The following is a 25,265-nucleotide window of genomic DNA, read 5'->3' as shown; positions in this document are numbered from 1 at the left end:
TTCCATCATATGTTTATCATACGTATTATTGATAAAGAAGCTTTATTTTGCTAGAACAACATGCTTTTTTATACTAATTTCTGAATACTTTAAAATTAAATGACAGGAAAAAACAGTATCAGTATAATAAAAAAGATTTTGTTTTAGAGCATAGGAGGAGAAAAAGAATATGAGTAAGAGAAAGAAGAATAAAAAAATAGCGAAAGCTTCTGTTGCTGTTGCGACAACATTAGGGATGTTCACCATAACACCGGTTATGGCAGAAGGAAGCAACATGAGAGCAGTACAAGAAGAAAGTGGAGAAACAAGTGCGAATTTTCATACAGAGAAGGATCGTATTAGAATGTATGTAGGTATGAATAATGAAATAGGTTCAGTGATTCGTTTAGAACATGATGAATTTCAAAATCTACATAATGGGGATGATGTTAGTTCATGGTTTAAAAATTTACCTGATGGTTTAACAGCGACAGTTCAGAAGAGGGAAAACTATATGAAAATTGACGCATATATTGTTTTTTCAGGAGAACCTAAAGAACCATTTTATGAAATTGTAGAAGCAGAGATACCAGAACAATATTTGAAAAATGCAAATCACTCTGTCAAAGTAAAAACGAACACTACCTTTGATATTGCATTAAGAGATGTTGCATTACAAGATATCAAAGTAGGTGACATCATCTATACAGGGGATCGCATTACAGGGATCAATGATCTTAATCATACCAATGGGTATCGTTTTTATTTCTTAGCAGCCGATGGGATATTTTATTCAAATACAGGATATGCCAGTGTATCAGATACATTGTTTTTAGATCCTAAAGGTAGTGAAACAAATGAGTGGTTAGTAAAAGAAATCAAAAGCGATATGAATATCGTTACGTTGACAGAAACAGCACAAAGCTATGCGCTTAATCTTCAAAACGGTGTAGCTTATGATGAAGAAGGAAATACCTTATCTGGTTATATCAAACCAGGTACCTTAGTATCAGTTGCTCCTGATAAAGAAGATGTTGCATTCCAAAAATGGACAGCTGTACATAGTGTACAAAAATTCGAAGATTTTTATGATGTTGATACACTATTAGGTGGTAATACTGAAAAAGCACAATTCATTATGCCGAATCATGCAGTGAATTTAAATGCAGTTTATAATTATAAGATCATCGTAGATGGTGGGAATGCTTACAATTATAAGGGGGAAAAAATTACGGCTTCAGATGCAGGAAAGTATGTGTATCTAAAAGCTGATGAGAAACCGGGATATGAATTTGTAGAATGGAAAGTGGATGGAGATCCGATTGACATTGATGATACAACATCGAAAGAAACGCAATTTTATATGCGCTCTTATACTGCGAAAGTAAAAGCGGTATATAAACAGATAGCACCTACCACCTATCAAGTAACGGTAGGCAATGATGGAAATGGTACTGCATCTGCTAATGTGGAAAGTGTAGAAGCAGGTACAAAGGTAACCCTAACGGCAACACCAAAAGATGGTTATGAATTTAAAGAATGGGAAGTTATTCAAGGTAATATTGAAGTTAAGGATGATACCTTCTTGATGCCGGAATCTGATGTAGAAGTCAAAGCAATCTTCCAAGAAAAAACAGTAGAAGATGAAGTGAACGATGAAGAAAAAGATGAAACAGCATTTACTATTATAAAGACATCTAAGAGTGAACATATTCTTGGAAGTAAGGAACATATGGTAGTTACCTTTTCTACAGCATTGGAGAATCTAACAGGAACGAAGTTGCCTAATGAAGCCTATAAATTAACTTCAGATGCTGAAATGACAATTGACAGCGCATACTTAAATACGTTATCTATCGGTCAACATAAAATTATCATTATGAACAATGGAAAACCTGTAACACTTAGCTTTACAGTAAAAGAAGCTGTGAAAGAGAAAGATGAATCAGATGTACAAAAGGATACTTCTCGTAATGAGAATACAACATCAGTAGAAAATAAGAAACCATCTCATACGATCAAAGAAACCGCAAGACAAAGAAATGATATGACGTTACTTCTTGCAGGGGTTGCGATCCTTGGTGGATGTTTGATGATAAAACAAAGAAAGAAAACAAGCACAAAATAAATAGAAAGCAGATCATTCGGTCTGCTTTTTGTATATATTGGAAGTAGTTTTCATAAAAAATGTACTATATTTTCCCATTAGATAAGTAATAGAAAGCAATAAAATTGTAATCTTTTGAAGATTAAAAGTATGATATACTAGACAAAGAAAGAAGGCATGGATATGTTATTAAAAAAATATGCATATGAATATATTGCAAGCATGATGGTAGCGGTGGTTGCCCTTTGCTATTATTTTGTAGATCATCAACTCATTGGTTTATGTATTTCAATAATCGCAATATTCGCTATCCTCTTTATTCAAAATATTTGTTCCATAAAGCTTTATGATTTTATTTATAACATACATAATGGACACTTAAGTACATTTGAAAAAAACAAACATCAATTGATTCATCGCCCGATACGTTTGTTAGAGAAGATACTTTATGGAACTATGATGGGAGAATACCTTTATCTTAGAGGGGATAAAGAGGAAGGAAAACAAATCCTTCAACAAATCATTTCTCAATACGGACAAAAGCATTCCATGATATATCGCCATTATGTGAAACAAGATCTAGCAATGCTTTGTATGTTTTTATTGGTAGAAGGCGATATTCAACAGGCGAATATTTATATGGAAAAGAAACAGGATAAGCCCAGTCCACTTCTTGCGATAGGAAATCTGAAAAATATCGACATCATATTTCAATTTACGCAAGAGGCACTACAATATGAAAAAGATCATCAACCAAAACGGTTGTATCATCTTAGGATGTGTTTAGAAAATGAACTTGAGCTTTATACACGTATGTATTTGATGATGTATCTTGCTCGTTGTTATGAAGTTGTAGATAAAGATATCGCACGAAGTTATTATCAGAGCGTAGCGATGTATGGAAACGAATTTGATATCAGAAAACAAGCACAGGCAAAATGCAAGGAGATGGATATATGATAGATTATCTTATGAGAAGAACCAATTACTATCGAATTGCGATTTTGTTTTTTCTTCTATCCTTGATACTATTGGTTTATTTAGCCTATCAAAAAGCTTATCTTCTTATGCTCATCTATTTTGGTATACAAGTATTGGTACTTATTATATTATTAATGAGAATGCTTGCTGTCGCAAAGAGGCAACTTGATACAGAGTGGATAGATCTTGTGAATGAGCAATTAGATCCACAAGCATTATTAGATCGATATGAAAGTCATCCTAAAGTGTTATCTTTTCCAGATGTGATAGCGAATCGAGCATTATGTTTTTACTTGTTGGGAGACTATGCTAAAGCAATCTTTATGACACAAGAAATGATTACGAAAGAAAAATCTTTATCTGTATTATTGATCAGTTGGTTGAATCTAAGCAATTATTATGATGCAAATCAAGAATTTGATATGGGAAAACAGGCATTAGAGGAAGCAAAAAAGCATTGGGGAACGTTACAATCTAAAAAAGGGTTACGAACGAATAAAGTTCATTATCAAAATGTTATCCACGCAAAAGAAACCTTTTATGCTTACTTGGATCATCATATATCTTATGAAGAATATCTTCAAACGATCAACCAACGTTTAACACAAGAGGTTTTAACAAGACGTACTCGTATGCAGCTTCGTTATACACTAGCTTGTATTTATCTTCAACACGGTGATTTAAAACATGCAGAATATGAAATGGAGTATCTAAACGAATTTGCGAGAAAAACGTATTTTTATAACGATGTTCAAACAAGATGGAAAAAATTAAAAATATCTGAAAGTGCAGGTGAATGGTTATGAAAATCATACGGCACTGGATCATCTTATTATTGGTAGAGTTTCTGGCATTGACAACCATTTATCTACTCGCTCCAAGCAAAACACCAAGTAATTCAAAGGTAGAAGAATCAAATATAAACACATCATCCAGTTATGGTGAATATAGCGTCAGTATAGAGGAATATGGAGAGCGTGGTATTAAAATCATAGCTTCTGAAAGTCAAAAAGAATCAGTAGAGGCGACTTATCAAATGAAACAAGCAGGTGTGAAAAGTAATATCCATTGGATGAATCCATCTTATGTTGTCATAACCATTCAAGATCAAAATGATACAATATCAAGTTATCAAGTACTATTTTATGAGGATAAACCGGCTGAAATCTTAGAAGGAAACAAGCAACCGACGATTGAGGAACCACAACAAAAAGAACCGGAAACAAACCCGGAAGTAACACCGTCTTCACCATCTGATATATCTATACCAGAAGTAACATCAGTAAAAGTAATCGCAAGTGATGCTGATATTGAGGATAGTTATGCCAATGCACCGGCAAAACCACAATCATCGCAGACAAATGATGAACAAATCAATCATGCTTCTGATGATAAACAATATGATTTAAAAATTGAAAGTGGTATCGTATCCATCACCTTAGATCATGGTATGACTTGGAAGCAAGTACCTATCAAAGCCAGCCGTATGCAAGACTTTTGGTTGACTTATTATCGTATGGGAAATCAAAGCTATTATATTGATGATTCCATGATCATGATTGCGTTTGCGCAAAAATATATGCAACCTCATATCATTGTTTCAATGGATCAAGGAACAACGTGGAAAGATGTACAGATCAATTGTGGTAGTGCTAGTATCCAACAAATTTCCATCAATGTATCTAAAGATGGTGGATATATCATCACAATGATGACCACTCATTCTATGATTCATGGCACTAGTAGTAATGGGGAAGATTGGAAATTTACGAAACCTATTTCATATCAGGAAGATTTCTCAGGCATGTACTCAATGGCTTTGATGAGTGATGGTACATTGCTTATTCCATCCTTTAGGGATGTCGCAATCAGTAAAGATGATGGAAAAACATTTACTCATCTAAAAGACCTTGATGCAAGTCTTGCGGAAAAAGTAGCTTATGATCAAACAATTTATGAAGAAAACGGTATGTATTGTATTCCATTACAAAACGGAAGCATCGCAAAAAGTAAGGATGGAATTACATGGATCATCGCTTAATGTGAACAACTTCCATTTGAAAAGGTAAATATATTAGAGGAATTTATAAGCAGATATACCAGGGTCACATTCCATCACGCAGATGATGAATTTAAATACAGTAAATGAAATCAATTTATTATGATAGAATTAAACTTATGAGTTATTACTTGAAACTCCTATTTCGAGAGAATATCAATGTTTTTCGAGTCAATATGAGCTATTTGGGAAGACGATAATAGAAAATCTTGTGTAGTTTCATGACACATGTATAGGCATTTGCAAAAAAACAGCATCATCTGAGTAAGTTCCATGATGCTGTTTTTGATTAGATATATCATTTGAGCAAGAAGTTGATGGTAATGCAGATTATCAAACATAAAATAACTATCTTTATAAATTATATCAAATGAATTCAAATAATACAAGACTTACTTTTATTAAATATAATGGTATACTGTAATTAAAGATGAGGTGATGAAAGTATGTCAAAAAAACTAAAGAACGTATTGCTGAGTATGTCATTTATTATACTTATTGCGATGCCATTAACCACAATATTTGCTCAAAACTACTTCTATCAAGATTCATGGACGGTAATCGAATTTAAAGACAGTTATACTTCAGGGAACAAAGTAACATATTTAACCAGATATAGCGCAAAACAAGTACGATGTGATGTTGTTATTCGTGCGAATGGGGCTTTTAGGACAGGATCAGGTTACCAAACAGCTAGAGTTGAGTGGTATACAACTGTAGATAATAATCATAAACACGAATATACAAGCACACTTGTAAACTAACAAAAGAAGGCTCAATGCTCCTAGAGCGTTGAGCTTTTCAAAAGGAGATAACGGTATGAAACACATAGAAAAGTTCGTTATAGCTTTGATATCAGGGTTTATTGTATTTATTTCAATGCAGTTTTCTATTGTGAATTCTCAAAACTATTATATGTGTTTTGGTGATGAGCAGGCAGAAATAGCCAGTATAAATATCCCGAGTATATTAACATCTGATCAAAAAGAACAAATAATTCATGTACTTGATTCAATAGAAAAACAACAAGATGATATAGTATTTTACACGTTATATGAGAAACTCCAAAGAAAAGTATATGTATCCTATAATGAGGGGAATCATTTTTTTAAAAAAATAAAGTTTCTTCAACCGTATACAATAGGAGCAAAGTATAGTAAGGAACAAACTATTTATTTTTATGATGAATTAGGACATCTTAAGATAGATGATTTATATGGAAATCTATATGTCCAAAGTAAAAATGAGGAGTTCATTTCAAAATTAAGCTTCGAGTTATATCAAATAGATCCAGCTTTAAATGCAGAAGTGTCAGGGCATTATACTATGGATGAACAAAAAGAAGCCATGTATAAAGATTGGCTGATTCAGTCCATCACTGGATTGGGTATCTTGATATTACTTTATTGTGCGATTTTATTGTTTGATATTATAAAAAAGCAACGAAAGATATCGTTGTATAAATTAAATGGTTTAGCTTTGAATAGCATTATGAAGGAGATTTTGTTAAAAAGAGTGATTTTATTCCTATTTATGTTTTTTTTGATTGTCATATTGGGATATGTTTTTATAGCAAATAATGGTATCCTAATGGATCAATATGTTTTTTGGCTTATGATAACATTCTTTTTAATGCTTATATTGATGGTGGGAGTTTATGGAATCTGTTTCTTCATCGTGAACAAAATGAAAATCTTAGACGGAATTAAAAATAAATACTCACATTTTATTATATTTACAATTCATTATGTTTTAAAGGGTATTTTTGCTTTTATCGCTATCCTATGTCTTATGATGAGTATGCAGTCATTTATAAGCCTAATAGATGAGTATCAATTAAGTACTACACTTTTAGAAAATGTGAATACCAAAATAAAGATTGATTCTTTTTCAAATCAGATAGGTGGTACAACGGAAGAGATGCTTGCTTATAGTAATAAAATTCAAGAGATAGTTAAAAATAATCAAGGAATGATTTATATCGACACATTCCAATATGATAAAAGACATAAAAATACATCTATGGATGAAGATGCATATGATATATTGAGCTATTTGAAAAATGGGATAAGAGTGAATACGACATATTTAAATTTGCAAAATATCAAAGATGTAGACAATCAAAACATTTCAGATGCTATATTGCCAGGGCAGTCCTATCTATTGATACCACAATCTATGATGGATAGACCTGAAGTTAAAACAGTAAAAGCAAATCCGAATTTTCAACATTATCAATTAATTGAGATAAAAGATGATCAGAGATGTTACACTTATCAACCGGGTTATATTGACAGTAAAGATGGATTTATATCAAATAATTATATAGTGATAGATGATCAATTTGATATATCTCACTGTTTGATAGATGTAGGAACACAGGATTTAGAATTAGGTTTTAAGAAATGGTGTCAAGTAGTTGGTATTGATGCTAATGATATCAATGTTTCAAGTGTAGAGAATGATTTAGCACTATACATGGATGAATTAAAGACCCAAGTATTAATCAATGTGATAGAGTTTGTCATGATTTTCTTAGGAATCGTATTTCTCATTTATCAGTATCTTACATGTTATATTGAAAAAAATAGAAGAAAAATATTTATTCATACTATTCATGGGGAAACACTACTCTATAAATATCAAGAATATTATAAAAGTCAGATGATTTTATATGCCTTAATAATGGTCTTCTTATTCGTCTTAGGATATCAGCCTGCGTTAATTTATGTTCCAGCTGTTTTGATATTAGATTTTATGTTTACATATCTTATTTCCTATTTTATGGATAAAAATGTTCTTGTATTAGAGAGGAGGGGCTATTATGATTATCGTTGATATTAAAAATCTAGCAAAGACATTTGATGATAACAGACTATTTGATCATTTGAATATAACGATTGAGGAACATCAAATGGTAGCGATTTGCGGAAAATCTGGTTCTGGGAAAAGCACATTGATTAATATGATTGGTGGTTTAGAATCATATGACGATGGAATGATATCGATCTTTGGGAAAAACATGAAGGAATATCGTTCCCGTGATAAAAGAAAGCTATATAAAGAAAAACTAGGTTTTTTATTTCAAAATTATGCACTCATAGAAAATGAAACAGTGAAAGAAAATATGATAATTCCAATTCGTCATCTTACAAAATCACAACAACAAGAAGAAATACAAAAGGTATTAGAGAAGGTTGGTCTTTTAGACAAAATGGATAGTAAGGTTTACACGCTATCTGGTGGTGAACAGCAAAGAGTAGCTTTGGCACGATTATTATTGAAGCCATGTGAATTGATATTGGCTGATGAGCCAACTGGAAATCTTGATGAAGAAAATAAAGAAATCGTTTTTGGTATCCTAAAGAATCTAACAAAAGAAAAGACGGTTATGATCGTAACCCATGATATGTCATTGGCAAAGCGTTGTGATACTATCATACATATATAAAATAACAAAAGGTCTGCCAGATATTAAGACCTTTTAAGTTGTTAATATTATTCTCTTTACTAAAATCAATGTTACTCCAACCAACAGCTATGATATTTTTGTCGAAAAATTCCTTAAAATCCTCTTCTTTAGAACCTTGTGCTCTAACCATATAGTAATTTCGCATTTTTTACAAACCTTTTTCTTTTTCATTCATAATGAATGCCTTTCCTTGTTGAAAATCTTCAATTAAATCATATCTAACAGTGTAATCAAGTGTATATATGTCAATCAAAAATATTTTTTATATAACTTTACACAAAGATAAATCAAGCCAAGGATAATGATGATAGGGAAAATGACTCGAAGAATCATATCTATCAGAAGGATGATCGTTACCATAGTTATCAGCTCCTTTTTTTACATTAATTATAGTTTACTTCAGAAGAAAAATAAAGGTTCTTTTTATATTTATTCCTATTTTTTTGCGATATAGATTACGATAAGTTTCACTTGAAGGAAATCTTTAAAACGCTTACAATAAATCTATAGATCGGAGGATGAGAATTGTGGAATTAGGAATCTCTTTATATCCTGAACAAGAAACCTTACAGGAGATGGAAGCATATATTAAGCTAGCTTCTCAATATGGGTTTACAAGGATATTTACAAGTATGTTTTCAGTACCGGGAGAAAAGGAAGAGGTATTGTCTTGTTTTCAAAAGCTTTGTAGTATGGCACATGTTCATCAAATGGAGGTTTGTATTGATGCCAATGCACAAATGTTTGATCGCTTTGGCGCAACTGAACATGATATCAGTGTATTCAAACAAATCGGTGTAGATGAAATCCGAATGGATTTTTGTTATGGTGATGAACGTGATGTTATCTTAGTTAACAACAAAGAAGGAATTAAAATTCAATTTAGTGCTTTTATGATCCAAGCAGTTCAGCCAGTCATTGAGAGATTAAATGGAAAAGAAGTGACTTTGTGTCATAACTTCTATCCAGAGCGCTATACAGGAGTACCGAAGAAAGAATATCGAAGAATCAATGAGATATGGAAAAAGTATCCTGTTAAAATCGGAGCATTTATTACTTCTAATGTAGAAAAAGCGCATGGACCATGGCCAGTGTATGATGGGTTGCCAACGATTGAAGATCATCGCAAACGTTCTATCAGCTATCAAGTAAGAGAATTTTTGGCTATGGGAGATACGGATATCTTATACTTTGGTAATGCATTTGCTAGTGAAGCAGAGTTAAAAGAAGCAATGCAAACGTTAAAACAACAGGATGTCGTAGAAGAGAAAACGGAATTTGAAAAGATGGTTGAAGCTGTCATACCAAATGTTGGAAAGAAAAGAGTCGTACTTCAGATAGATACGAAACAGGATATCAATGATATAGAAAGTAAGATATTGTATCAGTTTAAAAAACATTGTGATCTAGGTGATAGCAGTGATTATATGTTACGTTCTCGTATCACAAGAACTTTATATGGAAAAGAAAGCATTCCTTATCGGAAAATAACGAAACCTTATTTTACAAAAGGTGATGTCATGATCGTAAATGATAATTTAAAACATTATTGCGGGGAACTTCAGATTTGTCTTAAGGACATGGAAAATGATGGACAGAGAAATCTGGTAGGTCATTTAAATGAGGATGAAATGCAATTATTGGATTATATCACACCGGGCACATACTTTAGTTTTATCAAATAAAAGAAAACACGTCTTAACTGTTGAGACGTGTTTTTGTGTGGAAGGCAGTTGCTATAGTTCAAAGATGGATCGGCATGGTTGAACTTTCTTTCAGATTAGAAGTTTCTTTCACTTACGGTGTATAAACGGAATGAATGAACTTTGAAAAGTGAGGTATCATGGTTGTGAAAGTCCTACTTTGTTGAGTTCCAATACAATACAAGAAATCTAAACTAGTGCATTTCTGTGAAGAAGTGTGCGAAGGAGTTGTGGAAAGATGAGAGGTCCACAGATAGTTTGGCAGACAAATATAGTGTGAACTATGAGGGCGGCAAGAATGTTTGTTTTGTTGACCATAAATCATATCATCATTTCATAATGTTTAGATAGTAATAAAACAACGACTTTCATCGTTGTTTTAATAACATTTTTTACAAGGATCATATCCTTGTGCAATTGCTTCAGATTTTGTGATTTGATATGGGTTTTTCATTCGACTACAATTTGGATTAGAATGATATTTTGTACCATTTCCCGAACTGGCGATCCAAACGGTTGCCTCTATAGGATCACTTGGCACTTGTTGAGATTCTGTTTGACTTTGTACAGCATTTTGCTGTGTCTGTAAAGCTTTTTCTTCCTCCGCTTTTTTTGCGGCAGCTTCCTCTGCTTTTTTCTTTTCTTCTGCTTTTCTTGCTTCCTCTTCCGCAGCTTTCTTTGCTTCTTCCTCTTTTTTTACTCGTTCTTTATCAACTACTTGTACTTTGATAAGATTACTTTCGATCTTATCATCTTTCATATATAATGTATAATTACCCTCAGTACTTCCGGATTCGATATGGAGCGTAGTGTCATCTTGTGTTACTATAATTTCTTTATCACTTTTAATTTCAATGTTTGATATATCAGCATCCTTTGGTGAAACCGTAAAAGGAATCGTGAAATCATCTTGGACATCCATTTCAATCACTTCTTCAGGTACCGATATAGATTCAATTTTTATGGTTTTACTACAAGAAGCTAATCCTAACGATAATAATAAAATGAATAGAATTGAGATTTGTTTCCAAGATGTGTTGAAATGTTGTAAACATTTGGTGTGAAGATTTTTAAAAAATCGGTAAATCATGTTCATTCCCTCCTTGTGTCCCCCAACATTCAACCATTATGAAAAACCTTTTTTGTATGTGATTACTTTCATTATCATGATGAAACGTATCGGGTACTTGAATGACTTATTTATAATTACATTATATACCTATATGATGCTATGTTCAATCAAATATCATGTTTTTGTCACATGAAAAGTAGGGTTTTCTCTTACGAATAAGTTGTCCTAATTTTTTGCATCTTATAAATGTAAATTCTTTTTATGAAATGTTTGCGCTTACAATTACACAAACATTCCGTTGAGGGTCTGATCTTTACCGATTAGAATGTAAGTAGAAACAAGGAGGAAATTATTATGTTATTGCAGGCACTATTATTGGCATTATGGGCTGGTTATTGTTCTTTTGATGATCAAGGTCCTCAAATGCTTCGCCGTCCGCTATTGGTTGGACCAATGGTAGGAATCATTCTGGGGGATCTTGAAACTGCATTGGTTATCAGTGCAACTCTTGAATTAATGTGGATGGGACTTGGTAACATGGCCGGATACCAAACACCGGACATGATCGTCGGAACGATTGTTGGGACATCTTTTGCGATTACCAGTGGCTCAGAAATTGCGGCTGGTGTAGCGTTAGCAACCACCGTTGCTGTATTATCACAACAATTAATTCTAATCGTTGGATTTATTCGTCAGTTCTTTGCACCTTGGGCAGATCGTTTGGCATTAACAGGAAATTTTAATTCATTATTGAAGATTGAAGCAGCTGGTGCTCTCTTACAATTTGCTGTTCGTGCGATTCCTACCTTCCTAGTCATCTATTTAGGATCAGGTGTGATCGATCAAGTCTTGGCTTACATTCCGGCAGAAGTATTAAGCTCTTTGAATGTCGCAAGTAGAATTCTACCAGCGGTAGGTTTATCCATTCTTATGACCATCATTATGAAGAACGGTATGTGGGCATTCTTGATTTTCGGATTTGTTTTAAATGCTTATCTTGGTTTAGATATCTTACCTATTACGTTGATCGCATTGGCTTTTGGTACATTATATTTATGGATCATGCAGATCAAGGATCAACAGCAAGCAGCACCTGCACCAGTAGCTACTACAGCTGATGTAGATGGGGAAGGAGAATATGACCTATGAGAAAAAAGAAAGAAGCACAGACTACAGGAATTTTAACAAAAAAAGATTTAAATAAAATGTTTTGGCAGTTACAAATTTGGGGTCTAGGTACTGCAATCAATAATGTTACTGCACAATCCATTGGCTTTGCGACTGCGCTGGCTCCTGTATTAAATAAGATATATAAAGATGAGCCTGAAGAAGTACGTGTTGCGGCTATGCAACGTCATTTGGAATATTTCCTATCTCAAAATACCGCTACCGGTATGATATTGGGTATTACAGCGGCTTTGGAAGAAACGACTTCTATAGATGAAAAAGAGGCGGTTGTTGCGGTAAAAGCAGGAATGATGGGACCTTTGGCTGGTATCGGTGATTCTGTATTTAAATTGACCATACAGGCGATTGCAGGTAGTATTGGTGCAGTTTATGCATTACAAGGAAATTTCTTAGGTGTTATTTTGATGTTTGTCATCTATAACGGTATCAATATTGCCATTAAATATGGTGGTATTATTCTTGGATATCAAAAAGGAATGGAATTTGTTACTTCCGGAGAACAAGCGAAAATGATGAGTAATATCATTAATTTAGCTACTATGGTTGGTGTCATCGTGTTAGGTGCATTGATATCATCTTCTGTAAAATTCAATATTGGTTATGTGATTCAGGTAAAGGAAACTGTTGTAAATATACAAGAATTATTAGATGGTGTTATGCCACATGTACTGCCTTTACTTATTACGATCGGTCTATATCAAATCAACAAACGAGTACCTCGTAAATGGTTGATCGTTATGATATTTGCGATATTGATCATCGGTACGATTTTAGCAATGGTCGGAGTGATCGCATAATGGCTAGACAGGCATTGATCCTTGCATCTCATGGGGAATTTGCGAAAGCCGCAAAAGAAACCATGGAGATGATCATCGGACATGAACAAGAAAATATAGGGACTGTATTGGTAACAGAAGGAAAACCATACGAAACGGCATTATCAGAAATAAAGGAACTATATGAAACATTAGACACAAAAGATGGATGTATTGTGTTAACTGATATCTATGGTGGAACTCCAGCAAATGTCGCTACTTATTTAGCAATCGAACATATGGAGGATGTGCGTGTATTCTCCGGATTGAATGTGCCTTTGTTATTGGAAGTTGTATTGGATCAAACAAGCTCCCTAACAGAAATGGAAGATAAAATAGAAACAATTCATAAAGACACCTTAGTGAATATCAGTAAAAAATTGAAAGGGATGAATGAGAATGGCAATCAAGTGGATTCGTATTGATGACAGATTGATACATGGACAGGTCGCAACTAGTTGGCTTCGTCATGTGAATGCAGAGCAGGTAATCTGTGTGAATGATGCTGCTGCACAAAATCCTGTACAAGCGCAGGTGTTAAAGATGGCAGCTCCGGATTTATTGGTACATGTGTTTGGTGTACAGCAGTTCGTAAATATTTATAAGAAAAATCCAATCAAACGTTCAACGTTCTTGATTCTGGGAAGTACATCAGATGCATTGGCATTAAAACAAGGTGGTGTACCAATTGACTATATTAATTATGGTGGTATGAGAAGTCGTCAGGATCGTCACTCCTATGCACATGATTTAAGTTTTTCTCCAGAGGAAGAACAAGCATTAGAAGAGCTGATCAAAATGGGAGTACAGGTGGAATATCAAATAGCAGCGTTTGATGAACCGGTGAGTCTGGAAAGCGTGTTGAAGAAGGCGAAGGAGCAGAAGTGAATGTTCGCAGAGGTTTATAAAACAGAGGATGATCAATTATCCTTCGAACTTCATGATAGAGCAAGTGCTGCCTCCTATCGTATCTATGCACATAAAGATGCACAAAAGTGTATAAACGAAAGTTGTTATATCGGATCAGGTGAAGGAAATCAAACAGTGATTTCTTTCCCTGATGCTTGTAAAGAGCGTTATTACTTTACGTTGGCTTTTGATGATGGAACTCAGTGTTTATGTGGATTTCGTATTCTTCCAATTGATGGGATGTACAATTTTAGAGATTTAGGTGGTTATATCGGAAAAGATGGTAGACCTCTTAAATGGGGATTATTATATCGAGGAGATCATTTGTATAATATCGCATCTACAGGTATCCCTTATTTAGATGAGGTAAAACTCAATAGTATCATCGATTTCAGAGGAGAACAGGAATGGAAATCATCTCCTAATCAACTGGGACATCGAGATATCAAACAATATCATTTCATTCCTGATGGGAAAATAGCGGCATTCGCCGGATCGTTACAAAATGGAGAACAGATGGACCACCATGCGATGCAGATAGCATTCGCAAAGGAACAAGTAAAAAAAGATCCTGATATGGCAAGGAAATCTATGATGAACCAACAGATAGAATTTGTGAACAATGAATTGAGCCAACAAGCCTATCGTGACACCCTAACATTAATGGCACAAGCAGATGCTGCGCCATTATACTTCCATTGTAAAGGTGGAAAAGATCGCACGGGATATGCGGCCATGTTATTGTTAAGTATCCTTGGTGTTGATGAGTCAGTGATCATGTATGATTATCTATTAACAAATCGTGCCAGAGAAAAGAAAAATCAACGATATTTGGCAAATTTCAGAAAAATGGCACAAGGAGATGAAGAGGTCGCACAGTATTTGTTCTCTTTATTTACTACAGAAGAAGCGTATTTAAATGCAGCAATACAAGAAATCAAAACACATTACGGCTCAATTCTTGCCTATGTGAAACAAGTTCTCCATATCAGTGAGGAACAGATTCAGACCATACAAAGTCTATACTTGGAAAATGCGCTGTGATACAATGAGAACATATCCTTACCATATCATCAAAGGAGGATTTCTATGTTGCAGTTAAGTTTACGTCAAATAAAGATTTTAGATCATCTATTACGAAATGAGGTCTCACATATAGATGATCTTTTGGCTTATGCACAGATATCCAATCGTACTTTACAGTCAGAAATCCTAATCATCAATCAAGAATTGGAACGCTGTCAAAAACATATCGTGATCAATTCGAATCGTAATCGTGGTTATAGTGCGGAACCTAATGATCAAAACAGAGAAGCTTATGAATCTTTGAAATATCAATGTAGTGCATATTTGAATAATGAGGTAATGTATCACTATGGAGATAATCCAAGAATTGCCTATCTCATTCGCAAGTTTTTATGCGCAAAGGATTATGTACGAGGCGATGATTTGATTGATGAGATGAATATCTCTATGGCTACTTTGACCAATGATCTTCGTTATGTTAGAACGATATTAGATTTCTATGGCATTTATTTGAATAGTACACCTTACTATGGGATGAAGATAGAAGCAGATTCTTATCAAGTAAGAAGTTGTTTGATTGATTTCTGTGATATTTATGATAGTTATCTAGAACAATATGATTTTATGCCGATGGCAATAAAACGATATCAAATTGATCCTACTCATATGAAGGATATAAGAATCAAACTTGCGAAGATATTACAACAATTTAATATCCATTTACGTGATTTAGAATTCCAACGCTTATATTTCTATCTTCTCATCAAGGTCAATGGGTATGATCTTTATCCTTTTGATGAAGGGTTTATCATTCAAGGAAATGATGCATTTACCTTGTGCGCAAAAATGTTGTTAGAATGTTTTCATATAGAGGAATCAGAGTTTAAATTTATCAAATTGTTATTGTTGACAGGATCACAAAACCTTCCAAAGGAACTAATGGAACAAGGTGAATTAGGAAATCATTTGGCACAGATCATGGGAGATCTACAATTGACACTCTCTAAGACCATCCATCTAGATATCGGTAGGAAGGTTCATATACTTGATTTCCTAGAAACCTATGTATATGAATTCCTATTGATGAAGAGAAATGGCATCAGAGTAATGAATAATCGCATGAATACTCATGAAATCGTGAGAATGGTACCTGTATCCACTTCATTGAGTCTTCAGATCTTGGAAATGATAAAAAGAATCACGCATTTTGATTATATCGTATATGATGTGTTAAATTTAACTGTACAATTGTTCAACGCAATTTTCATCGTCAATAACGAATATCATATGATCCATGTGGCTTTTATCGGACAATTTAGCGGAGATACAAGCGTATCTACAAGTAATCGTGTTATGACTGCAGAACGTTATAATATTCATAGGGATTTTTATTCCTTTTATGAAATTGATAGCATTGATTTTACAAAATATGATTGTATTTTTATTGTTGAGGCAAAAGGTATGCGTTTGACGAATTGCCCGGTGAAAGTATTCTATGTAGATTATTTTAACTATATGGATGTAACAAGAAGATTTTATAATGAAGTGTTGGCAAAACATCGAATTGAGAATTTTCTATTGTACAAAACAGACAATAAAGTACATCTTTCTATCCCAAATGAGAAAGGTAATTGGCTCAATGAATTGATGGAATCTTTATCCTCTTATGGTTATGATCATATGGATGCTAAGGCGATGATTCAATGGTTGATAGAACAAGATACAAGCATGTATCAAATGGATCCTTTGGTCATTTGTTTGCTTTGGAAAAAGGAATTAGAACATACCTTATTTATCTATGATATAACGAATCCAATCGTTCTACATGGATTTACGATATCTCAGATTCAAATCGTTGTCATGGATCCAAACGATAACGTGCTCGCTATCAAACAGGCGGATTCTTATGTTCGAAGAATGCAGGATCACAGTCTATTATAAAAGACAGCCATATTGACTGTCTTTTCTTTCATCATCGTTTGTTCAGTTTTATACAACTATAGATCAAGCAAATGATGATAACGATGAAAGAAACCAACTGCATGATACTGTTGATATAAATAAAGAAGTTTGACATTACTAATATAGTATAAACTATTTTGAGTCAATAATAACGTATTCTATCAACGAAAAGAAAATTAGATTATGAAAGACTCATACCTTTAAATTTTTATGGGAATTTCTCAACTAAAATAGTCTTAATTTCGTTTTCATTCATTAAATAAGAACTTTCCTCTTTAGCTAATCGGTTAAAAGGTGTACATATATTAAAAACCAAGAAAAGACAGATAATCTATGATACTTTTTAACTAATTTATATAATGCCAAAAGAGAAGTGACAACGCTTACATGTTGTGTTTTTCTTTTTATTGAGTTAAAATAAAGCTAGATTAAGGAAGCTGATAGAAAGGAGTCGTATATTGAAATGGCTGTAAAGCCTGTAATATACAAATAAAATCATGGAGAAGATAAAGAAAAATTTAAATCTCATTCTAATTGTTGTTTCTATGATATTACTTTTTTGTTCTTATAGTAGATTAACAGTAGCTGTTTCGTTGGTTGTTACATCTTTTTACTTGCTTCTCATTGGCTTGTTTTATAAAAAATGATTACTTGTTACGGCTTTTATGAATACATTTTTCCTTTGAATAGAAGAAAAAAGAAATGGAATAATGGGAATCTCTTGTAATAAATGATATGATATCGTATTGATACTGGGGATTTTTAAAATGTCTTGTTTCATCTTGATAAGACATACGGAAGTTAAAGTATACAAACATAAGGAAAAAACCACCTAGTTGGTGGTTTTCATTTCATACTTTCACTATTTTGTCCATTCACGTAATTCATCATCTGTCGCTAGGACATGATGAGTACCTCCAATGAGCTGATCTTTTCCCGCATGGTAATCTACACCACTGCTGGAATAGTCATAAGTAAATGCTTTTCTTGTTTTTTCTACGACCGGATTCGGTGTAGGAATGGCACTCAATAAGCTTCTTGTATATGGATGAATTGGATTATTGAAAATTTCTTCGGTCGTTCCGGTTTCGACAAGATGTCCCAAGTGTAATACACCGATTCTATCGGATATATATTTTACCATACTCAAATCATGTGCAATGAATAAAATACTCGTACCTGTTTTTTGTTGGATTTTCTTCATTAGATTTACAACCTGAGCTTGAATAGATACATCAAGTGCAGAGATTGCTTCATCGGCGATGATCAAATCAGGATTCATGATCAAGGCTCTTGCAATACCAATACGTTGACGTTGTCCACCGGAGAATTGATGTGGATAACGACTCGCATGTTCTCTAGAAAGACCAACCAGTTCCAGCATTTGATAAACCTTTTCCGCACGTTCTTCATGCGTTGTATAATCATGATGAATATCAAGCCCTTCCGCAATGATATCCATAACTTTACGACGAGGATTCAAACAAGCCATTGGATCTTGGAAAATCATTTGCATCTTTGTATGCAACATTTTAGATGTTTCATTGCTCATTTTGCCTGAAATATCTTGTCCGTTAAACATGATTTTTCCATCCGTGGGTTTATATAAACGGATCACACTTCTACCGGTCGTAGACTTTCCACTACCGGATTCACCAACCAGTCCATAGGTTTCTCCGGGCATGATTTCAAAGGAGATATCATCTACAGCTTTTACTGTAAATTTACGACTTACCTTGAAATATTGCTTAAGGTGCTCAACTTTTAAGATTGGTTCCATTTATTTCACCCCTTCCTTCTGCATTTTCTCCAGTCGACGTTTTAAGGATTCCGGCATATCGACTTTCGGTGCTTTTTCATGCATTAACCAAGTTGCGACTTTATGAGATTTAGAACCAGGAACATCAAACATAGGAGGTTCTTCTCTTAGATCGATATTCAACGCAAATTGATTTCTAGGTGCAAAGGCATCACCTTTTACTTCTTTGGTCAAGTTTGGTGGAGTACCTGGAATGGTATATAATTCATCATCATCAGTATCCAGATCCGGCATGGCACTTAATAGTCCCCAAGTATAAGGGTGACGAGGATCATAGAAGATTTCATCAATGGTACCTGTTTCAATGATCTTACCGGCATACATGACATTGACAAAGTCCGCAACTTTTGCGACAACACCTAAATCATGTGTAATATAAATAACGGATAAGTTTTTCTTTTTCTGAATATCTTGAATCAACTCTAATATCATGGCCTGAATAGTAACATCCAGTGCAGTTGTAGGTTCATCACAAATCAAAACATAGGGATCACAGGATAATGCAATTGCAATGACAATACGTTGACGCATACCACCTGACAATTGATGAGGATAGTTTTTCATACGTTTTTCTGCATCTGTGATACCAACCAATTTTAATAACTCAACAGCTTCTTGATATGCTTGCTGTTTGCTTTTCTTATAGTGATAGATCATAGGCTCCATAATTTGTTTTCCTATGGTCATTGTTGGATTCAAAGATGTCATTGGATCTTGGAATACCATTGCAATCTTTCTACCACGAATTTCTTTTTGTTTCATCTTTTCTGACATCTTGACGATATCTTCTACATGTTTTTCTCCGGTATATTCATCATACCAAGTATATTCAATAGAGCCACTTTCAATGGTACCATTGTTCGCAAGGATACCCATGATTGCTTTTGTGGTAACGGATTTACCACTACCGGATTCACCGACGATTGCAATTGTTTCACCTTTATATAAATCTAGGTTAACACCACGAATGGCACTTACTTTTCCACTATCTGTTTTAAAGGATATATTTAAGTTTCTTATTTTTAAAATTCTTTCTCTTTCTGCCATATCCTATCCCTCCTTCATCGTTGGGTCTAAGGCATCGTGCAGACCATCACCAAACAGATTGAAGCTTAGCATCAAAAGTGCTAAAACAACTGCCGGAATAACCATCATATATGGATAGACAAGGATGAAGTTAAATCCATCATTGATCAAAGATCCCAAAGAAGCATTAGGTTTCGGTATACCCAAACCTACGAACGCTAAGTAAGCTTCATAGAAGATTGCATTAGGAACGCTCATCATAAACATAATGATTAACTGTCCAAAGATATTCGGCAAGATTTCTTTGAAAATGATAAAGATATGACCGGCACCCATGGTACGAGAAGCCAATACGAATTCGTCTTCTTTTACCTTTAATACCTGCGCTCTTGTAATACGAGCCATACCGATCCATTCTGTAAACATCAATGCAATGATGATCGTTGTCAGCGATGCTTTTAATACCATCATCAAAAGGATCAAAATAACAAGTGTTGGAATAGAGTTGATAATTTCTTGGATTCTTTGCATTACAGAATCAACTTTTCCTCCAAAGTAGCCACTGATCAAGCCATAGATCATACCGATAAATACATCGATCAATACAGCGGCAATCGCCACAAATAAAGAGATTCTTGAACCGGACCATACTCTAACAAACAAGTCACGTCCATAATTATCTGTACCAAACCAATGTACAGCATTTGGTGTGATATTGGCGATTTTGGTATTCATGTCATCAAATTCCCATGAACTTAACATCGGTACAAAAATCGCAAGTAAGATAAATATGATAATAAAGATAGCACCGAAAACGGCACCTTTATTTTCACAAAAGCGATGAAGTGCATCTTTCCAGAATGGTCTGTCAGGAAGAACTTCATCTTTGATCAGTTCTTGTGGTTCTGATACAAATTCAAAGTCATTTTCTAAAAATGTCATATCTTCCATATTAATCATCCTTTCCTAATCTAATACGAGGATCAATCAATCCATATGCGATATCAATGAACAACGTCATAATGATATACATCGCTGCATATAAGAAGGAACAAGCAACGATGATATTTACATCATTGGCATGAATACTATTGATCAAAAGCTTACCAAGCCCAGGTACGCCGCAAATATATTCAACTACCATAGTACCTGTCATCAAATTGACTAGGATCGGTCCTAATATCGTGATGACCGGTATCAAACTATTACGTAAGGTATGACGCATGATCAAGGTTCGTTTATCCAATCCTTTTGCTTTTGCCAAGGTGATATACTCACTATTCAAAACAGATATCATTTCTGTACGAGTGAAACGTGCAACATTGGCAATGACACCCATAGATAGGGCAAGCATGGGAAGAATGGAAGATACGATCGCATTTCTCGGACTATAGGATGCAGGTAATATTTTTAACATATTTCCTAAAAAGATAACCAATAATAGTGCGAATACAAAGGATGGTATAGAAACACCTAAAACAGAAATACCTGTCGCAAGTGTATCCCAAAATGTGTTTCGGTGTAAAGCCGCAAATACACCTAACGCCATTCCAATGATAGTACCAAGAATACAAGCACCGATTCCCAAAGAGAATGAAATTTTTGATGCTGAAGTTAATAGTTCAGCAACTGGGTATTCTTTATATAATGTATAAGAAATTCCGAAATCTCCATGCAGCATATTGACTAGATAATTCACAAACTGTTCCAAGATTGGTTTATCAAGTCCATATTTTGCCATAATGACCGCCCTTTGTGCAGGACTTAGCTTTTCATTATTGATTGGAGATCCAGGAAGCATTTTTGTGAGGACAAACAGCACCACAAGAATGATAAATAGTGTGGCAATTGCAATCATAAGTCGTTTTGCAATATATTTTAACATGGATTTATCCATAGAATTCCTTCCTTTCCTTTAAACAAATAGAAACACATGATAGCAAGCTATCATGTGTTTTCTTACTATTCCAATTTAATTGTTTTATTCAGCGATATCAACGTAGTTAAATGTATATGGAACACCAACTGGTTTGTGCACCAATCCGGTAACCTTAGTATTGTGAAGTGCTGCGGAACCTTTTTCAAATACAGGAATGTACGCAAAGTCTTCCATTGCGATCTTCTCAGCTTCGATCAAAGATTTCCAACGAGCATTTGCATCATTTACATTTGCTTTTGCTTCATCCATTTTTGCGTCAAAATCTTTGCTTGTGTATTTACCATAGTTATTGTTATTGCCTGTTAACAATAGATTCAAGTAAGTTGTAGGGTCAGCATAATCAGGTCCCCAACGTGTTAATGCAATTTGGAATTCACCGTTTGCTTCTCTATTATAGATACGGTCATTCTTTGTAGTTGAAACCAATTCTACTTTTAAGCCTTTGATCTTACTTAAAGCATTTTGTAAATATTCTGCCATTTGATCCATAGGAGATTCATCAGTACCATACAACAACTCAACGGTTACACTGTCTTTGCCTAATTCTTTTAAAGCAGCATCCATGTATTTCTGAGCTTCTGTTGTATCATAAGCTGTGAAAGTATCCGCAGAATCACGGAAGTCTTTTCCATCAGGTCCTGTAGATAAACCGGCAGGAACGAAACCTCTTGCAGGTTGAGAACCATCTTTTAATACGCTATCTGTGAAATCTTTACGATCGATTGCATAAGAAATTGCTTTACGTAGATTTAAGTTCGCAATATTTTCATTTTCGAAATTTAACTGAAGATAGAATAAGTATCCTTCATTAAATTGTTCAAATGTATCTTGACCACTGTATTTATCAACTAATTCAGAGTTGATCGTACAGTAATCGTTATCACCATTATCGAATGCCATAGCAGCTGTTTTAGGATCTTGAACCAGTTTCATGATCAAAGTATCAAGTTTCACTGCATCTTTGTTATAGTAATCAGGATTCTTTTCAAAGACAGCTTCTGTACCTTTTGTCCATGATTTCAATACGAATGCACCGTTAGAGATCATATTGTCAGCATCAGCACCATATTTGTCACCTTTTTCTTCAACGAATTTTTGGTTCTGTGGATAATAACAAGGGAATGTCATTAAATCCAAGAAATAAGGTACTGGGTTGTCTAATTCAACAACCAATGTCTTATCATCTTTTGCGGTTACACCTAATGTTTCTAAGTCAGCATCACTAAGTTCTTTACCGTCTTCTTGTTTTTTCATGATTGCATCAGCATTTTTAATGCTTGCGCCATCTGAACCCATCATGTAAGCATAGTTACCGGAGTTTTTGATGATTCTTCTCCAAGAATAAACGAAGTCGTTTGCTGTAACCGGATCACCATTAGACCATTTTGCATCTTTTAATGTAAATGTGTACGTTAAGTTATCATCACTTACCGTATACTTATCTGCCAATGCATTTACTGTTTTTTGATCTTTATCCAATCCCATCAAGCCATCTGTCAATGCATGCATTGCATTGAATGACATACCATCATCGCCTACTGTTGAATCAAGTGAGATGATATCTAGTTCACTTGCAAAGGTAAATGTTTTTCCATCAGATGAGCTGTCAGAACCACATCCTGCAAGTGAGAAAACCATCAGTGCACAGGTTAATATGGACACTAATTTTTTCATTCCAATTCCTCCTCTTTTTTTCATTGATAATAAAAGTGTTCAATGCTTACAGTGTAGTTTTTCTGTGTCTGTTCGTCATTGAACACTTTCATAGTTATCATTATAAGGACTTTTCACAAATTTGCAACACTTTTTTCACAACTTTTCAAAGAAAATGTAACCAAAATGTGATGAGTTGTTGAAAACTGTTTCATAATATAGGGAATAGCACAAATATTGCTTTCTTATAGTTTGAATGCCATATTTGTTCAACAATTGAAATCACTTGTTTTCATACTGTGATATTTTTAAATGAAAACTTTGTGACAATTAGATGAGATCGTACCTTGTTCTATCTAAAATATGACGAAATGATGAAAATTGTTACAAAATGCTAAATCATGAAACAATGTATCTATTGTTTGCTTTTTCTTATATTAAAAAGGACAGCGTTTGCTGTCCTATCTGCTATATATTATGGTAGAGAATATTGCCTGATCAACTAATCATTTTGATCTGCTTCAAATTGGATACCACCATCTTTTCTTGCAGCTTCATAAACTTCCATGACAATTTGTGAATACTCAAGTAGTTCCATGCACCTTTCATGGTCTTGTTGATCTATGATTTTAATGAAATCTTTTAACTCATAGTATAAAGCATCTTCGTTTTGTTCAAGTGTCAAGTCAATACTTTCTGTACCGATATTCAAAACGGCATGACTGCATTTACTAGTTTCTGAATTGACACTGATATAGCCTAGCTCTCCTTGAATCTGAGCTATATTATGACTTTTTGTATCCTTACATCCTACACAAACAGCTTTGAAGGTATCATATTCGAGAATAGCCACTCCACTGGTATCAATACCATTTTCATGTTTGTTAGGAAAGTAATGAACATGTTGAGGTTTACCGAACAATCCCATTACGAAATGAAGATTGTAAATGTTAATATCTGATAATGCACCACCACTGAATTTCGGATTAAAGACATTTGGCGTTTCTCCGGCTAAGAATTTATCATAACGAGAAGAATATTGAGAGAAGTTACATTGTACCATGCGTATGGTTCCCAATTTTGACAATTGTTTTTTGATTTCAAGATAATTTGGCATATGGATGGTAACGATTGCTTCAAAAAGAAAGAGCTTCTTTTCTTTTGCGATTTGTTTTAAATCCATGAACTCTTTTACATTAGATGTAAACGGCTTTTCACAAATAACATGTTTACCGGCTAACAATGCTTCTTTTGCATAGGGATAATGAAGACTGTTTGGTGATGCAATGTATACAGTATCTACATTTTGATCTGTGAGCATTTCCTTATAATCTGTATAGATGGTCTTAATACCATATTTTTTGGATAATGTCATTGCACTTTCTTTTTTTCGAGAGAACATCGCAACAGCAGTTGCACCTTCATTTTGTTGTACTGCATTTAAAAACCAATCCACGATAAAACCTGTACCTATCGTTCCTATTTTCATAATGAGCCTCCTTTATTCTATGAAGCTATTATAACACTAAATGTGATCATTTTTGTTTGTTTTAAG

At 34.1% G+C, this 25,265-nt stretch carries 21 protein-coding genes; 14 read left to right on the top strand and 7 right to left on the bottom strand.

Features of this window, described 5'->3' with window-relative positions; translation table 11 throughout:
• Nucleotides 1–169 precede the first annotated feature (169 nt).
• The 8 genes from UGRO018_RS06145 (at nt 170) to UGRO018_RS06110 (ending at nt 10,283) form a co-directional block, all read left to right on the top strand.
• Entirely contained in the window at nt 170–2,107 is a 1,938-nt protein-coding gene (locus UGRO018_RS06145; protein WP_416325589.1) for an InlB B-repeat-containing protein, read from the top strand.
• A 162-nt stretch (nt 2,108–2,269) separates the two neighbouring features.
• Nucleotides 2,270–3,046 (top strand): hypothetical protein, encoded by a 777-nt coding sequence (locus UGRO018_RS06140; RefSeq protein ID WP_416325588.1) that lies wholly within the window; start codon nt 2,270–2,272, stop codon nt 3,044–3,046.
• Entirely contained in the window at nt 3,043–3,873 is an 831-nt protein-coding gene (locus tag UGRO018_RS06135; RefSeq protein ID WP_416325587.1) for a hypothetical protein, read from the top strand. The genes UGRO018_RS06140 and UGRO018_RS06135 overlap by 4 nt, the downstream gene beginning before the upstream one ends.
• A complete protein-coding gene (locus UGRO018_RS06130) occupies nt 3,870–5,108 on the top strand; it encodes an exo-alpha-sialidase (RefSeq protein ID WP_416325586.1) in 1,239 nt (412 codons plus the stop codon). Before UGRO018_RS06135 ends, UGRO018_RS06130 begins: the two co-directional genes overlap by 4 nt.
• A gap of 464 nt (nt 5,109–5,572) precedes the next feature.
• Complete coding sequence (locus UGRO018_RS06125; protein ID WP_416325585.1) at nt 5,573–5,890, top strand: hypothetical protein; 318 nt, start codon at nt 5,573–5,575, stop codon at nt 5,888–5,890.
• Nucleotides 5,891–5,945: 55 nt separating this feature from the next.
• The gene (locus UGRO018_RS06120; RefSeq protein WP_416325584.1) at nt 5,946–7,964 is read left to right on the top strand and encodes a DUF1430 domain-containing protein; all 2,019 of its coding nucleotides are present in this window, start codon (nt 5,946–5,948) and stop codon (nt 7,962–7,964) included.
• A complete protein-coding gene (locus tag UGRO018_RS06115; RefSeq protein WP_416325583.1) occupies nt 7,951–8,577 on the top strand; it encodes an ATP-binding cassette domain-containing protein in 627 nt (208 codons plus the stop codon). The genes UGRO018_RS06120 and UGRO018_RS06115 overlap by 14 nt, the downstream gene beginning before the upstream one ends.
• 548 nt (nt 8,578–9,125) lie before the next feature.
• Nucleotides 9,126–10,283, top strand: a complete 1,158-nt coding sequence (locus UGRO018_RS06110) for a MupG family TIM beta-alpha barrel fold protein (RefSeq protein ID WP_416325582.1) — start codon at nt 9,126–9,128, stop codon at nt 10,281–10,283.
• A 397-nt stretch (nt 10,284–10,680) separates the two neighbouring features.
• Here the strand turns inward: UGRO018_RS06110 and UGRO018_RS06105 are convergent, their stop codons facing one another.
• A complete protein-coding gene (locus tag UGRO018_RS06105; RefSeq protein ID WP_416325581.1) occupies nt 10,681–11,391 on the bottom strand; it encodes a hypothetical protein in 711 nt (236 codons plus the stop codon).
• A gap of 336 nt (nt 11,392–11,727) precedes the next feature.
• On the opposite strand from UGRO018_RS06105, the gene UGRO018_RS06100 reads away from it, so the two are divergent.
• The 6 genes from UGRO018_RS06100 to UGRO018_RS06075 are packed head-to-tail and all read left to right on the top strand — an operon-like array spanning nt 11,728 to nt 17,252.
• On the top strand, nt 11,728–12,522 hold the full coding sequence (locus tag UGRO018_RS06100) for a PTS mannose/fructose/sorbose/N-acetylgalactosamine transporter subunit IIC (RefSeq protein ID WP_416325580.1): 795 nt from the start codon (nt 11,728–11,730) through the stop codon (nt 12,520–12,522).
• Nucleotides 12,519–13,358, top strand: coding sequence for a PTS system mannose/fructose/sorbose family transporter subunit IID (locus UGRO018_RS06095; protein ID WP_416325579.1), 840 nt, complete (start codon nt 12,519–12,521; stop codon nt 13,356–13,358). Before UGRO018_RS06100 ends, UGRO018_RS06095 begins: the two co-directional genes overlap by 4 nt.
• Entirely contained in the window at nt 13,358–13,801 is a 444-nt protein-coding gene (locus UGRO018_RS06090) for a PTS sugar transporter subunit IIA (RefSeq protein ID WP_416325578.1), read from the top strand. The genes UGRO018_RS06095 and UGRO018_RS06090 overlap by 1 nt, the downstream gene beginning before the upstream one ends.
• The gene (locus tag UGRO018_RS06085) at nt 13,776–14,264 is read left to right on the top strand and encodes a PTS sugar transporter subunit IIB (protein ID WP_416325577.1); all 489 of its coding nucleotides are present in this window, start codon (nt 13,776–13,778) and stop codon (nt 14,262–14,264) included. Before UGRO018_RS06090 ends, UGRO018_RS06085 begins: the two co-directional genes overlap by 26 nt.
• Nucleotides 14,265–15,329 (top strand): tyrosine-protein phosphatase, encoded by a 1,065-nt coding sequence (locus tag UGRO018_RS06080; RefSeq protein WP_416325576.1) that lies wholly within the window; start codon nt 14,265–14,267, stop codon nt 15,327–15,329.
• A gap of 45 nt (nt 15,330–15,374) precedes the next feature.
• On the top strand, nt 15,375–17,252 hold the full coding sequence (locus UGRO018_RS06075; RefSeq protein ID WP_416325575.1) for a BglG family transcription antiterminator: 1,878 nt from the start codon (nt 15,375–15,377) through the stop codon (nt 17,250–17,252).
• A gap of 883 nt (nt 17,253–18,135) precedes the next feature.
• Here UGRO018_RS06075 and UGRO018_RS06070 read toward each other — a convergent pair.
• The 6 genes from UGRO018_RS06070 to UGRO018_RS06045 all read right to left on the bottom strand — a co-directional run bounded on the left by UGRO018_RS06070 (nt 18,136) and on the right by UGRO018_RS06045 (nt 25,199).
• Nucleotides 18,136–19,053 (bottom strand): ABC transporter ATP-binding protein, encoded by a 918-nt coding sequence (locus UGRO018_RS06070; protein WP_416325574.1) that lies wholly within the window; start codon nt 19,051–19,053, stop codon nt 18,136–18,138.
• Nucleotides 19,054–20,139, bottom strand: a complete 1,086-nt coding sequence (locus tag UGRO018_RS06065) for an ABC transporter ATP-binding protein (protein ID WP_416325573.1) — start codon at nt 20,137–20,139, stop codon at nt 19,054–19,056.
• Between the two features lie 3 nt (nt 20,140–20,142).
• Complete coding sequence (locus UGRO018_RS06060) at nt 20,143–21,069, bottom strand: ABC transporter permease (RefSeq protein WP_416325572.1); 927 nt, start codon at nt 21,067–21,069, stop codon at nt 20,143–20,145.
• Nucleotide 21,070: 1 nt separating this feature from the next.
• The gene (locus UGRO018_RS06055) at nt 21,071–22,015 is read right to left on the bottom strand and encodes an ABC transporter permease (protein WP_416325571.1); all 945 of its coding nucleotides are present in this window, start codon (nt 22,013–22,015) and stop codon (nt 21,071–21,073) included.
• 84 nt (nt 22,016–22,099) lie between these two features.
• Nucleotides 22,100–23,731, bottom strand: a complete 1,632-nt coding sequence (locus UGRO018_RS06050) for a peptide ABC transporter substrate-binding protein (protein ID WP_416325570.1) — start codon at nt 23,729–23,731, stop codon at nt 22,100–22,102.
• A gap of 481 nt (nt 23,732–24,212) precedes the next feature.
• Nucleotides 24,213–25,199, bottom strand: a complete 987-nt coding sequence (locus tag UGRO018_RS06045) for a Gfo/Idh/MocA family protein (RefSeq protein ID WP_416325569.1) — start codon at nt 25,197–25,199, stop codon at nt 24,213–24,215.
• Nucleotides 25,200–25,265 lie beyond the last annotated feature (66 nt).

Origin of the sequence: Hoskinsella mucinilytica (assembly GCF_045223415.1) — a bacterium.
GTDB classification, from domain to species: Bacteria; Bacillota_I; Bacilli_A; order Erysipelotrichales; family Erysipelotrichaceae; genus Hoskinsella; species Hoskinsella mucinilytica.
Note: the sequence above shows the minus strand (reverse complement) of the source record. Positions and strands in the feature narration are given on the sequence as shown.